10 protein-coding genes are annotated in these 14,237 nt (G+C 56.6%); 1 reads left to right on the plus strand and 9 read right to left on the minus strand.

The genetic code is table 11. The features are described 5' to 3' along the window. Nucleotides 1-617: 617 nt before the first annotated feature. From cysH to cysJ, 3 genes are all read right to left on the minus strand, one after another. Entirely contained in the window at nt 618-1,352 is a 735-nt protein-coding gene (gene cysH, locus NR795_RS12635; RefSeq protein WP_144817747.1) for a phosphoadenosine phosphosulfate reductase, read from the minus strand. A 97-nt stretch (nt 1,353-1,449) separates the two neighbouring features. After that, on the minus strand, nt 1,450-3,162 hold the full coding sequence (cysI, locus tag NR795_RS12640; protein WP_257758421.1) for an assimilatory sulfite reductase (NADPH) hemoprotein subunit: 1,713 nt from the start codon (nt 3,160-3,162) through the stop codon (nt 1,450-1,452). Next, a complete protein-coding gene (gene cysJ / locus NR795_RS12645) occupies nt 3,162-4,973 on the minus strand; it encodes an NADPH-dependent assimilatory sulfite reductase flavoprotein subunit (RefSeq protein WP_257758422.1) in 1,812 nt (603 codons plus the stop codon). The genes cysI and cysJ overlap by 1 nt, the downstream gene beginning before the upstream one ends. 305 nt (nt 4,974-5,278) lie before the next feature. Here cysJ and queD point away from each other — a divergent pair, with 305 nt between their 5' ends. After that, nucleotides 5,279-5,641: a 6-carboxytetrahydropterin synthase QueD gene (queD, locus tag NR795_RS12650; RefSeq protein WP_154058438.1), complete on the plus strand. Its 363-nt coding sequence runs from the start codon at nt 5,279-5,281 to the stop codon at nt 5,639-5,641. A gap of 60 nt (nt 5,642-5,701) precedes the next feature. Here the strand turns inward: queD and queE are convergent, their stop codons facing one another. From queE to rlmD, 6 genes are all read right to left on the minus strand, one after another. Next, nucleotides 5,702-6,373: a 7-carboxy-7-deazaguanine synthase QueE gene (gene queE / locus NR795_RS12655; RefSeq protein ID WP_042387845.1), complete on the minus strand. Its 672-nt coding sequence runs from the start codon at nt 6,371-6,373 to the stop codon at nt 5,702-5,704. Between the two features lie 134 nt (nt 6,374-6,507). Next, the gene (gene eno / locus NR795_RS12660) at nt 6,508-7,806 is read right to left on the minus strand and encodes a phosphopyruvate hydratase (RefSeq protein WP_144817744.1); all 1,299 of its coding nucleotides are present in this window, start codon (nt 7,804-7,806) and stop codon (nt 6,508-6,510) included. Nucleotides 7,807-7,885: 79 nt separating this feature from the next. Next, nucleotides 7,886-9,523 (minus strand): glutamine hydrolyzing CTP synthase, encoded by a 1,638-nt coding sequence (gene pyrG, locus NR795_RS12665; RefSeq protein WP_144817743.1) that lies wholly within the window; start codon nt 9,521-9,523, stop codon nt 7,886-7,888. Nucleotides 9,524-9,749: 226 nt separating this feature from the next. Further along, nucleotides 9,750-10,541, minus strand: a complete 792-nt coding sequence (mazG, locus tag NR795_RS12670) for a nucleoside triphosphate pyrophosphohydrolase (protein ID WP_144817742.1) — start codon at nt 10,539-10,541, stop codon at nt 9,750-9,752. A gap of 107 nt (nt 10,542-10,648) precedes the next feature. After that, nucleotides 10,649-12,886, minus strand: a complete 2,238-nt coding sequence (relA, locus tag NR795_RS12675) for a GTP diphosphokinase (protein WP_144817741.1) — start codon at nt 12,884-12,886, stop codon at nt 10,649-10,651. Nucleotides 12,887-12,938: 52 nt separating this feature from the next. Next, nucleotides 12,939-14,237 carry a 23S rRNA (uracil(1939)-C(5))-methyltransferase RlmD gene (gene rlmD / locus NR795_RS12680; RefSeq protein ID WP_257758423.1) on the minus strand — a complete coding sequence of 433 codons (1,299 nt, stop codon included), beginning with the start codon at nt 14,235-14,237 and terminating at the stop codon, nt 12,939-12,941.

The raw sequence follows: 14,237 nt of genomic DNA on the forward strand, positions 1-14,237 counted from the left end.
TCTCTCCCCTGCCCCGTGCCCGCCCCCTCACCATCCTAAAAGGGCGCTTTGCTTATGGCGTGAACGTGGTACACTTCCGGAAATTCGCAGATAAGCAAAAAATCGGATCACCTAAAACCGGTCTCCGGTAATTTACGTTCGTGTTTATCATAATGCTAATTATTTAGATCGTGATGATTGCTTCTTGTAATAAGACAGACGCCTCTATTACCGAGATAATAATCACTGCCATCAATCATGGTGTAGGTGATTGTTACGCACGGTTAGCATTTCACCCGTGACGTGCGGGGAACTCTCATCGCAGCCAGCATGGCCAAACTCCTGGCCCGGTTTATCCCCGCTGGCGCGGGGAACTCTCTAAATACATGAATATGTTTTTAAAGAGTTTTTTAGCACTTAACAATCTACCAACTTATTACCCACGATAAAACAACAATCTCATATTGCTAATCTATTGATTTTAAAATAGAAAGACAGAGCCTTACTATAACCAAGTCAATTCTACCGCCCCACCCAACCATAGCCCTATCTCAAATCGATCTTCCCCCGCTCTCCGCACAAAATATCCAAAAAAAATGCCGACTCGAAAGTCAGCATTTTTCGTCCGGTGCGTTATATCACCCTTCGTGCAGCCCGCATTCGCGCTTGAGGCCGAAGAAGCGGGTCTCTTCCTCTGCCATGCCCGGCTCCCATTTGCGGGTGGTGTGCGTATCGCCCACCGAGAGATAGCCCTGGTCCCACAGCGGGTGGTACTTCAGCCCGTGCTTCTGCAGGTACTGGTAAACGGTACGGTTGTCCCAGTCGATGATCGGCAGCACCTTGAACACGCCGCGCTGAACGGCCAGCACCGGCAGCGTGGCGCGGCTGCCGGACTGCTCCCGGCGCAGGCCTGCAAACCACGTCTGCGCCTTCAGCTCTTTCAGGGCGCGGTTCATCGGCTCGACCTTGTTGATCTCATTGTACTTCTCAATGCCTTCCACGCCCTGCTCCCACAGCTTGCCGTAGCGTGCTTCCTGCCACGCCGGACTCTGCTCCGCACGGTAGATCTTCAAATTCAGCTTAAGCTTGTCTGCCAGCTCATCAATGAACTGGTAGGTCTCCGGGAACAGGTAGCCGGTATCGGTCAGGATCACCGGAATATCCGGGCTGATCTGATTCACCAGATGCAGGCTGACCGCCGCCTGGATACCAAAGCTTGAGGAGAGCACATACTCGCCGGGCAGGTTCTCTAACGACCAGACGACGCGCTCTTCCGCGCTCAGTTTTTCCAGCTGGCCATTGGTCTCTGCCAGCGCCAGAATGCGTTCAACCTTTGGCAGCTCATTAAGGGCGTTTAGATCGAGTACGGACATAAGAACCTCGTTTGCCTGTTACGCCGGGCGGCACGACGTTTGCCCGACCTACTGTTTTGTAGGCCCGGTAAGCGAAGCGCCACCGGGCATGACCTCGTTACTCCCAGAAATCCCGCGCCGGATCCAGCACAGGGCGGATGATCCCCGTCCGGACGGTGAAGTCGCCGAAACCTTCATCTGCTTCGCGCTCTTTCGACCAGCGGCCTACCAGCACGTCGATAGAGTCGAGGATCTCTGACTCGGTGATATTCTCACGGTACATGCGCGGAATACGCGTGCCCATGCGGTTGCCGCCAAGGTGCAGGTTATAGCGTCCCGGCGCTTTACCCACCAGGCCCATCTCCGCCAGCAGCGCACGGCCACAGCCGTTCGGACAGCCGGTGACGCGCATGACGATATGATCGTCACCAACGCCGTGCTTCTCCATAATCGCTTCGACTTTATCAACAAAGCTCGGCAGGAAACGCTCCGCTTCCGCCATCGCCAGCGGACAGGTCGGGAAGGCGACGCAGGCCATGGAGTTCTCACGCTGCGGTTTCACCGCATCCATCAGACCATGGGAGCGGGCCAGCTTTTCAATCTTCGCCTTTTCGCCTTCCGGCACGCCCGCGACGATCAGGTTCTGGTTCGCGGTCAGACGGAAATCGCCCTTGTGGATCTTCGCGATCTCCAGCAGGCCGGTCTTCAGCGGACGATCCGGGTAATCAAGGATACGGCCGTTTTCAATAAACAGCGTCAGGTGCCACCTGTTATCGATACCTTTCACCCAGCCGATACGATCCCCGCGACCCGTGAATTCGTACGGACGAACCGGCTCGAATTTCATGCCAGCCCGGCGCTCAACTTCCGCTTTAAAGGTCTCAACGCCCACGCGCTCAAGGGTGTATTTGGTCTTGGCATTTTTACGATCGGTACGGTTGCCCCAGTCGCGCTGGGTCGTCACTACCGCCTCTGCCACCGCCAGGGTGTGCTCCAGCGGCAGGAAACCAAACTCGCTCGCGGTACGGGCGTAGGTTTTTTTGTTACCGTGCTCGATTGAGAGGCCACCGCCCACCAGCAGGTTAAAGCCGATCAGCTTGCCGTGCTCGGCGATGGCGATAAAGTTCATGTCGTTGGCGTGTAGATCAACGTCGTTCTGCGGCGGGATCACTACCGTGGTTTTGAACTTACGCGGCAGATAGGTCTGCCCGAGGATCGGCTCTTCATCGGTGGTCGCCACCTTCTCCGCGTCGTGCCAGATCTCAGCATAGGCGCGGGTGCGTGGCAGCAGGTGCTCAGAGAGCTTCTTCGCCCACTCGTAGGCCTCCGCATGCAGCTCCGACTCAATCGGGTTAGAGGTGCAGAGCACGTTACGGTTCATGTCGTTGGCGGTCGCCAGCGCGTCCAGACCCACTTCATGCAGCATCTGATGGGCAGGCTTAACGTTCTTCTTCAGAATACCGTGATACTGGAAAGTCTGGCGGTTGGTCAGACGAATACTGCCGTAAATGGTCTTCTCTTCGGCAAACTTATCGATAGCCTGCCACTGCGCCGGGGTAATGATCCCCCCCGGCAGACGGCAGCGCAGCATCATGGCATGGCGCGGCTCCAGCTTCTGCTCGGCGCGTTCGGCACGAATATCACGATCGTCCTGCTGATACATACCGTGGAAGCGGATCAGCAGAAAGTTGTCACCTTTAAAACCGCCGGTAAGCCCGTCGTTCAGATCTTCCGCAATCGTACCGCGCAGGTAGTTGCTCTCACGTTTCATACGCTCGGCGTCGGTCAGTTTACCTTCGACCACCAGCGGACCAGGGTGTTTATCGCTCATTAGTAGACATCTCGCTGATAACGGCGCTCTACGCGCAGCTCACTTAAATATTCGTCAGCCGTTTCGGTATCCATGCCACCGAACTCGGCAATCACTTCCAGTAAAGCCTGCTCAACGTCGCGCGCCATGCGCGTCGCGTCGCCGCAGACATAAATATGCGCGCCTTCGTTGATCCAGCGCCACAGCTCTGCGCCCTGCTCGCGCAGCTTATCTTGTACGTATATTTTCTCTTTCTGGTCACGGGACCAGGCCAGATCGATGCGGTTCAGCACGCCCTCTTTGACGTAGCGCTGCCACTCCACCTGGTACAGGAAGTCTTCGGTAAAGTGCGGATTACCAAAAATCAGCCAGTTTTTACCCGGCGCCTCATCGGCCGCACGCTGCTGCATAAAGGCGCGGAACGGGGCGATACCGGTGCCTGGGCCGATCATGATCACCGGCGTCTCTGGGTTTGCAGGCAGACGGAAGTTGTCGTTGTGCTCAATGAACACGCGGATCTCACCGTCCTCTTCGACACGATCGGCGAGGAAGCCTGATGCGCCGCCGGTGCGGGCGCGGCCTTCAACGTCATAGCGCACCACGCCAACGGTAACGTGCACTTCGCTCTCGACTTCCGCCTGGGATGAGGCGATGGAGTAGAGGCGCGGGGTCAGAGGACGCAGCAGGCCAATCAGCGCCTCAGCATCCAGCTGGGCAGCGGAGAAGCGCACCATGTCGACGATCGGCGTCGTCGCGGCGTAGTGCTGAAGTCGAGCTTTGTCGCCCACCATCGGCAGCAGGGTTTCACTGCGGCTCAGCCTGGCGTAGTTCTCAACGATGCTGGCGGTGTTGACCGTCAGCTCAAAATGCCACTCCAGCGCTTCAGAGAGCGGCAGCGTTTTGCCATCCACGGTGACCGGCTCGTCGCCTTTCAGCCACAGCAGCTCAACCAGCTCGCGCACCAGCGCCGGATCGTTCTGATACCACACGCCCAGCGCATCGCCCGGCTGGTAGCGCAGACCGGAGTCGCCCAGATCGATCTCGATATGGCGCACATCTTTCTCGGAATCACGGCCGGTGATCTTCTGGTTCACGGCGAGCGTGGCAACCAGCGGCTCCTCTTTAGTATAGGGGCTGGAGAAGACCTCGTTGACCACGCCGGTGGCGGTCACTGCCGCCAGGGCCGGGCTTTCGGTGGGCACGCGGGCCTTGAGGATCTCAACGATGCGGGCCCGCCACTCGCTGGCCGCCGTCTGATACTCAACGTCGGCATCCACGCGATCCAGCAGGCGCTCGGCACCCAGCTCCGCCAGCTTGCTGTCAAAATCTTTACCGCACTGGCAGAAGAATTCGTAGGAGGTATCGCCCAGGCCGAACACGGCAAAGGCACTGCCGTTAAGCTTCGGCGCTTTTTTCGAGAACAGGAACTTGTGCAGGGCGACCGCTTCTTCCGGTGGCTCCCCTTCCCCCTGGGTCGAAGCAACCACAACCAGCAGCTTTTCATTGGCAATTTGTTTGAATTTATAGTCGCCAGCGTTGACCAGGTTGACGTTGAGCTTCGCCGCCAGCAGATCGTCACGCAGTGCTTCTGCGACGCGACGCGCGTTACCGGTTTGCGACGCGCTGAGCAGCGTGATCGTCGGCGTCTCTGCCGCCGGAGCCGGCGCTGCCGCCATCGCTGCTGCGCCAGGCTGCTGATTAAGCACGCCCCAGAAATAGCCGGAAACCCAGGCGAGCTGGGTCGGTGTTAAATCGGTGGTGGCTGCCTGAAGGCGCGCCAGCTGCTCCGGGTTCAGCGGAAGCAAAGCGGAAGGTGGGGCCTGTGTCGTCATGCGTCGTTATGTTCCAGTAAGCAAAGCGAATAAAAAAGCGTAAAAACAGAACAGAGTGTAAGGTTAACGGCGTGAATAATAACAATTAAAGAAGGGATGGAAATAACAAATAACTAAAAACGCTAACCGCTTTTAGTCATAGTTATTAACAGTAAAACAGGTTAATTAAACTACTGATATATAAAGATAAAATGGCAATTTTATGACTGTAGGGCAGGCTTTACCGCTTTTGCCTGTTTTAGTTAATGCCAAAAAAGGTCAATTCCGGTAGTATGCGGCGGTTTTTGCCTGTCTGAGAATTCATCATGTCTACCACGTTATTTAAAGATTTCATCTTCGAAGCTGCTCACCGTCTGCCCCACGTGCCCGAAGGCCACAAATGTGGTCGCCTGCATGGCCACTCGTTTATGGTGCGCCTGGAAATTACCGGTGACGTCGATCCCCATACGGGTTGGATCATGGACTTTTCCGAGCTAAAGGCGGCGTTTAAGCCAACCTACGACCGGCTGGATCACTACTATCTGAACGATATTCCTGGCCTGGAGAACCCAACTAGCGAAGTGCTGGCGAAGTGGATCTGGGAAGAGATGAAGCCGCTTGTGCCGCTGCTGAGCGCAGTGACAATCAAAGAGACCTGTACGGCGGGCTGTGTCTATCGCGGAGAGTGAGAAGTCGCGGTGCGGTTAACGTAGGCCCGGTAAGCGAAGCGCCACCGGGCATAGCGATTATCAAGCAATATTCAGGTATTTATGCGTCTGCATCGACAGACGCCAGTTGCGAGCGATGCAGGTTTCAATGCACAGACGCGTCGCATCCTCTTTCTGGCTAATCGGCTGAAGCGCAATCACCCGCGGCTTGTCGTCGTGCAGCGTCGCCAGCAGTTCATCCAGCGCCTCAACGTCACGCATCCGGCCAACCGGGTGCTTGATCTCATCCGCACGATCCAGCGCCTGCTGGAGAATGTCATACCCGCCGCGCATATTCACCTTCGGTGAAACCGTTACCCAGGTATTGGTCGAGGTGCGCACCTCGTGGGTGCCGCTGGTTTCGATCTGGCAGCTAAAGCCGTTTTTCTCCAGCAGCATCGTCAGCGGGATCAGATCGTGAATGCAGGGTTCGCCGCCGGTGATCACCACGTGGCGGGCGGTATAGCCCTGACGCTCAATGATGGCCAGCAGATCTTCACTGCTTGCCGGGCCCCACTTATCGCTCTCTTTGGTTTTTGCCAGCACGCTGTAGAGGGACACCTCTCGATCGGCGAGCTTATCCCAGGTGTGCTTGGTATCGCACCAGGCACAGCCTACCGGGCACCCCTGCAGACGGATAAAAATAGCGGGAACGCCGGTAAAGTAACCCTCGCCTTGCAAGGTCTGGAACATCTCATTAATCGGGTACTGCATACTCATCTCTGTTTGGCTGTAAAAGGTAAGTATCGCAGATCCCTGCCCTCAGGTCATGTGCAGCAGCTGCGCTATTGCAGCAATAAAAAAACCCGCCGAAGCGGGTTTTCTCTTAAGAGTGAAAAGTCAGGCGATTATGCCTGGCCTTTGATCTCTTTACGACCGTTGTACGGTGCTTGCTCACCCAGCGCTTCTTCGATACGAATCAGCTGGTTGTACTTAGCAACGCGGTCAGAACGGCTCATGGAACCGGTTTTGATCTGGCCAGCAGCGGTGCCCACAGCCAGGTCAGCGATGGTTGCATCTTCAGTTTCGCCAGAGCGGTGAGAGATTACCGCAGTGTAGCCAGCGTCTTTCGCCATTTTGATCGCAGCCAGGGTTTCGGTCAGAGAACCGATCTGGTTGAATTTGATCAGGATGGAGTTAACGATGCCTTTCTCGATGCCTTCTTTCAGGATCTTGGTGTTGGTTACGAACAGATCGTCGCCAACCAGCTGGATTTTGTCGCCCAGCACTTTGGTCTGGTAAGCAAAGCCAGTCCAGTCAGACTCGTCCAGGCCATCTTCGATGGAAACGATCGGATACTGTTTGGTCAGATCTTCCAGGAAGTGGGTGAACTCTTCAGAGGTGAACGCTTTGTTGCCTTCGCCAGCCAGAACGTATTTGCCATCTTTGTAGAACTCAGAGGCTGCACAGTCCATCGCCAGAGTGATGTCGGTACCCAGCTCGTAGCCTGCTGCTTTTACCGCTTCAGCGATAACAGCCAGTGCTTCGGCGTTGGAACCCAGGTTCGGCGCATAGCCACCTTCGTCGCCCACAGCGGTGTTCATGCCTTTAGATTTCAGCACTTTCGCCAGGTTGTGGAACACTTCTGAACCCATACGTACAGCTTCTTTCAGGGATTTCGCGCCAACCGGCTGAATCATAAATTCCTGAATGTCTACGTTGTTGTCAGCGTGCTCGCCACCGTTGATGATGTTCATCATCGGAACCGGCATAGAGTATTTGCCCGGGGTGCCGTTCAGTTCAGCGATGTGCGCATACAGCGGCAGGCCTTTAGAGGCAGCGGCAGCTTTGGCGTTCGCCAGGGAAACAGCCAGAATTGCGTTAGCACCGAAGTTAGATTTGTTCTCAGTACCGTCCAGGTCGATCATGATCTGGTCGATGCCAGCCTGATCTTTAGCGTCTTTGCCAAGGATAGCCTGAGCAATCGGGCCGTTAACCGCGCCAACGGCTTTGGTCACGCCTTTACCCATGAAACGGGATTTGTCGCCATCGCGCAGTTCCAGCGCTTCGCGGGAACCAGTAGAAGCACCTGACGGGGCAGCAGCCATACCGACGAAACCACCTTCCAGGTGTACTTCGGCTTCAACAGTCGGGTTACCACGGGAGTCGATGATTTCACGACCGATGACTTTAACGATTTTGGACATTAGGATTTCCTCAGTACAAGTTTAATTAAAACTCCAGACAAACAACGCGTACCTTAAGTACGCGTTGTCGCTCTAACTCTTACTTCGCCTGACGTTTCTGGTGCTCGCTGGCGGCTTTCACAAAGCCTGAGAACAGCGGATGCCCGTCGCGCGGCGTTGAAGTAAATTCCGGGTGGAACTGACAGGCAACAAACCACGGATGGTTTGGCACCTCGATGATCTCGACCAACTGATCATCGCCGGAACGGCCTGCAACACGCAGACCCGCAGCTTCAATTTGTTTCAACAGCATGTTGTTAACTTCATAGCGGTGACGATGACGTTCAACGATAGTCGACGAACCGTACATCTGACGCACCAGGCTATCGTCATCAAGCTGGCACTGCTGCGCACCAAGACGCATCGTGCCGCCCAGGTCGCTCTTCTCAGAGCGCACTTCGACGTTGCCCTCTTCGTCACGCCATTCGGTAATGAGAGCCACAACCGGGAACTTACAGTCTGGCACAAATTCCGTTGAGTTAGCGTTGTCCATCCCCGCCACGTTGCGCGCAAACTCGATCAGCGCAACCTGCATACCCAGGCAGATACCCAGATATGGAATATTGTGTTCACGCGCATAGCGCGCGGTGGCGATTTTGCCTTCTACGCCACGGTAGCCGAAACCACCAGGGATCAGGATAGCATCCAAATCCTTCAAGATTTCTACACCACGTGTTTCAACATCTTGCGAATCGATCAATTTGATGTTGACGGTAACACGGTTTTTCAGGCCGCCATGCTTCAGCGCTTCAATCACCGATTTGTAGGCATCCGGCAGCTCAATATACTTGCCGACCATACCGATGGTGACTTCACCTGACGGATTCGCCTCTTCGTAGATAACCTGTTCCCATTCGCTCAGGTTAGCTTCCGGACAGGTCAAGCTGAATCGTTTACAAATATAATCGTCCAGCCCCTGTGATTTCAACAGGCCTGGAATTTTATAAATCGAATCGACGTCTTTCATTGAAATAACGGCCTTTTCCGGCACGTTACAGAACAATGCAATTTTCGCACGTTCGTTAGCAGGAACGGCACGATCGGAACGGCAAACCAGGATATCTGGCTGAATACCGATAGAGAGCAGTTCTTTAACAGAGTGCTGGGTAGGCTTGGTTTTCACTTCGCCCGCTGCCGCCATGTACGGCACCAGGGTAAGGTGCATAAACAGCGCGTGCTCACGGCCGATATCCACCGCCAGCTGGCGGATCGCTTCAAGGAACGGCAGGGATTCGATATCACCCACGGTACCGCCGATCTCAACCAGCACCACATCGTGGCCTTCGCCACCGGCAACGATGCGCTCTTTAATGGCGTTGGTGATGTGGGGAATAACCTGAACGGTTGCGCCCAGGTAGTCGCCACGGCGCTCTTTGCGCAGTACGTCGGAATAGATACGGCCAGTGGTGAAGTTGTTGCGGCGCGTCATTTTAGTACGAATGAAACGCTCGTAGTGGCCCAAATCCAGGTCGGTTTCAGCGCCGTCTTCCGTAACGAACACTTCCCCGTGCTGGATAGGACTCATGGTACCCGGATCGACGTTGATATACGGATCCAGTTTCATCATGGTCACGTTAAGGCCACGGGCTTCAAGAATGGCTGCGAGGGAGGCGGCTGCAATGCCTTTACCCAGAGAGGATACAACCCCGCCGGTCACAAAAATATAGTTCGTTGTCATGCTGAACCTGAGAAGTTAGGTTTAAAAGACGATGGAATAACCAGGACGGGAAAGTAGTATACCGGAACCAGGCTGTCGCCACAAACTTTCATTATCCCTCCTCTTCTCATCTTCAGCTCACTACGGGGAGAGAGAAAATAGCTCGTTTGCGGCAAATGTTTTTGACGCAAATCAAGCGCTTGTTATTTAAAAAATCACACTATTCACGCTTGATTCACAAAACTCGTTAGAGATCAGATTCCTGGCGCTTTACCTCCTGCCAGACTTCTTCCATAGTGTCGAGATCGACGCCGGTCATTGTCAGACCGCGGGCGGCGACAATTCGCTCAACTTCACGGAAGCGGCGCTCAAATTTGAGGTTCGCTTTTTGCAGCGCGGTTTCGGCTTTTACCCCTAAATGACGAGAGAGATTGACGGTGGCAAACAGCAGATCGCCCACTTCCTCTTCCAGTTTGGCCTGATCCACGACCGCCTGTTTTGCCTCGTGCATTACCTCGTCGATCTCTTCATGCACCTTACCCAGCACCGGGCCGAGAGAGTCCCAGTCAAAGCCCACCGCCGAGCAGCGCTTCTGGATCTTATGGGCACGCATCAGCGCGGGAAAAGCGTGGGGAATATCGTCCAGCGCCGAGTGCTGTGCTTTTTCAGCCCGCTCGCTGGTTTTGATCTCCTCCCAGCGCGCCAGCACTTCGCTGCTGCTGCTGGCGGTCGCGTCGGCAAAGATATGCGGATGGCGGCGCTCAAGCTTGTCGCTGATGGCCGCGCAGATGTCATTGAAGTCAAAATGCCCCTGCTCCTGCGCCATCTGAGCATAAAACACCACCTGGAACAGCAGATCCCCCAGCTCGCCGCGCAGATCGTCAAGATCGTTACGGGCGATGGCGTCGAGCACCTCGTAGGTCTCTTCCAGCGTATAGGGGGCGATGGTGGCGAAGGTCTGCTCTTTATCCCACGGACAGCCGGTTTCCGGGTCGCGCAGGCGCTGCATGATGCTCAGCAAGCGGTTGATTTGATTCATATGATTTCCTGAATAAAACGCCGGGTAGCGCTAACGTTTACCCGGCCTACGATAGAGCGTAGCCCCGGCAGGCAACGCGCCACCGGGGAAAATAGCAGCGTATGCGGTTAACCGCCGTGCAGCCGACGGGCGTCAATCACGTCTGGCACCTGGTTGAGCTTGCCAAGCACGCGTCCCAGCACCTGCAGGTTGTAGATTTCGATATTCATATCAATAGTGGCCAGCTGCTGCCGGGTATCGCTCCGGCTGGCAACGCCAAGCACGTTCACCTTCTCGTTAGCGAGAATAGTGGTGATGTCGCGCAGCAGGCCGCTGCGATCGTTGGCGGTGACGCGCACCACCAGCGAGTAGCCCGCCGAGTAGCTCTCGCCCCATACCGCATCGACGATGCGCTCCGGCGCGTGGGATTGCAGATCCGTCAGCTGGTCGCAGTCGGCGCGGTGAATGGAGATCCCGCGCCCCTGGGTGATAAAGCCGACAATCTCATCGCCCGGAATGGGCTGGCAGCAGCGGGCGATGTGGTGCATCAGATTACCGACGCCCTCAACTACCACCCGACCATCGTCTTTGCCGTTGCGCCCCTGCGGCGCATAGGATTTCTGCTGCAGCTGCTTCAGCGCGGCGGCATCCTGCTCTTCGGCGCTGGGCTTGTTAAAGTGCGACTGCAGGAAGTTCACCATCTGGTTAAGGCGAATATCGCCTCCGCCGATGGCCGCCAGCAGCTCCTCCATTTCATTGAAGTTGTAGCGCGGCAGCAGAAGCTTCTCTGCCTCTTTCAGGCTGATGCCCAGGTGCGCGAGCTCATCGTCAAGGATCTGGCGTCCGGCAAGAATGTTCTTGTCACGATCCTGCTTGCGGAACCAGGCGTGGATCTTCGAGCGTCCGCGGCTGGTGGTGACGTAGCCAAGGTTTGGGTTCAGCCAGTCGCGGCTCGGGTTCGGCTGCTTCTGGGTGATGATCTCAATCTGATCGCCCATCTGCAGCTGATAGGTAAAGGGCACGATACGCCCGCTGATCTTGGCCCCGATGCAGCGGTGACCGACGTCGCTGTGGATATGGTAGGCGAAATCAAGCGGCGTCGAGCCAGCGGGCAGATCCACGACGTCGCCTTTCGGGGTAAAGACATAGACACGATCGTCAAAGACCTGGCTGCGCACCTCATCAAGCATTTCGCCGGAGTCTGCCATCTCCTCCTGCCAGGCAATCAGCTTCCGCAGCCAGGCGATGCGATCCTCATGGCTGTTATGCGCGCTTGTCGCCGTTGTGCCCTCTTTGTATTTCCAGTGCGCGGCAACGCCCAGCTCCGCATCCTCATGCATCTGTTTAGTGCGGATCTGGATCTCAACGGTTTTGCCGCTCGGCCCCAGTACCACGGTGTGGATCGACTGATAGCCGTTCGGCTTCGGGTTGGCGACGTAGTCGTCGAACTCGTCCGGCAGGTGACGATGGTGGGTATGGACAATCCCCAGCGCGGCGTAGCAGTCCTGCAGGCGCTCGGCGACGATACGCACCGCCCGCACGTCAAACAGTTCGTCAAAGGCGAGATGCTTTTTCTGCATTTTGCGCCAGATGCTGTAGATATGCTTAGGCCGACCATAGACTTCGGCCTTCACCCCCTCGCGCTTCATTTCAGCGCGCAGGTGACCGACGAATTCATCAATATAGCGTTCACGATCGATGCGCCGCTCGTGCAGCAGCCTGGCGATACGCTTGTACTCGTCCGGATGCAGATAGCGGAAGCAGTAGTCTTCCAGCTCCCACTTCAGCTGGCCGATGCCCAACCGGTTTGCCAGCGGGGCGTAGATGTTGGTGCACTCTTTGGCCGCCAGCACGCGTTCGTCTTCCGGAGCGTCCTTCACCTCTCGCAGGTGTGCGACGCGCTCGGCGAGCTTGATGACCACGCAGCGGAAATCATCCACCATGGCCAGCAGCATGCGGCGAACGTTATCGACCTGTTCAGAGGAGACGGCGTCGGTATGCGTGGCCTTGAGCTGGCGGATCGCCGCCATATCACGCACGCCGTAGATCAGCGCCACGACGGACTTGCTAACGCTTTCGCGCAGCACCGCTTCGCTCACTACTTCGGCATCCGCCAGCGGGAAGAGTAGCGCGGCCTGCAGCGTGTCGAGATCCATACTGAGCATGGAGAGGATTTCCACCATCTCGACGCCGCGCCACAGCAGCAGCTCGGCATCAGGGTGGTCCTGAGTATGTTGCAGGCAGTACGCCCAGGTTTCGGCTAAGCGCTCACACGACGGCTGACTGGAGATGCCCAGACTTGCGATCCATTTTTTCGAATCGAATTCACCCGCTCGATTAAGATGTGCACTTCTTACCGCAACCATTGTCCTCTCCTTTCCGGGACGAAGCCTGCCGAATTCGGCAAGCCAGAGTTAATCAATTGTGCTCAAACAACACCATCGATTCCAGATGCCCGGTGTGCGGGAACATATCCAGCATCGCAAGGTGCGACATAGTGTAGCCCGCATTTAATAATGCTTCGCTGTCTCGGGCAAGCGTCGCGGGGTTGCATGACACGTAGACCACCTTTTTTGGGGATAGTTTTAGCACGTGCTGCATCACGCCTGCTGCGCCCGCGCGCGCCGGGTCGAGCAGCACTTTTGTGAAACCGTGCTGCGCCCAGGGCTGTTTTGTGACGTCATCTTCCAGGTTCTCATGGAAGAAGGTCACGTTCTGCAACCCATTCTGCTGCGCGTTCTCCTGCGCCTTCGCCACCAGCGCAGCCACCCCCTCTACGCCCACGACGCTGGCGGCGCGTTTAGCCAGCGGCAGGGTAAAGTTGCCCATGCCGCAGAAGAGATCCAGCACCCGATCGTCCGGCTGAATATCCAGCCACGCCAGCGCCCGATCTACCATCTGCTGGTTCACTTTATCATTAACCTGAATGAAATCACGCGGGCTAAAGGTCAGGCGTAGTCCGTCAGAGGTGTACCAGGGCAACTCACCGGATACCTGCTCCAGTATGGCGCTTTCCGGAGCAAGAAACAGCGCAACGCCGTGAGAATGCGAAAAGCGTTCCAGTTTTTCGCGATCGGCGGCCGGAAGGGGTGCCGTATGACGCAAGACCATCAGCGGGCCGTTATCGGCCAGCACCAGCTCAACGTGGCCGAGATGGCGTACCGCCTCCAGGCTCTGTAAGCATTCACGTAGCGAAGGGATCGCTGCCTCAAGAGGGGGCGCCAGCACCGGGCAACGCACCACGTTGACGATCTCGCTGGCGCTGGCTTTGCGAAAACCCATCTCCAGCGTTTGCGTTTTCGGCTGATAGTTCAGGCTCAGCCGCGCCCGCCGCCGGTAGCCCCACGGCTCGGCGGCGATGATGTCGTCTACCTCGTGCTTCATCAGACGCGCCAGCGCATGGCTTTTGCTGCGCTGCTGCAGTGCCACGCTGGCATGCTGCTGCTGGCAGCCGCCGCAGACGCCAAAATGCGGGCACGGCGGCGTTTCGCGATCCGGGCTGTCGTTCAGCCGACGCTTCACCGCCCCGCGCGCGAACTGACGTTTATCTTCAGTCAGGGTAACTTCGCCGCGCTCGCCGGGCAGCAGTCCGGGGATAAACAGCGCTTTGCCGTTGTGACGTGCAACGCCCTGGCCAAAGGGATCCAGGTCGTTTACTGTTACGGTTATGATCTCACGCGTCGTCACGCGCCGTTTTGCAGAGTAGAATTGCGCCAT

Origin of the sequence: Pseudescherichia sp. L3 (assembly GCF_024656065.1) — a bacterium.
Lineage (GTDB): Bacteria > Pseudomonadota > Gammaproteobacteria > Enterobacterales > Enterobacteriaceae > Pseudescherichia.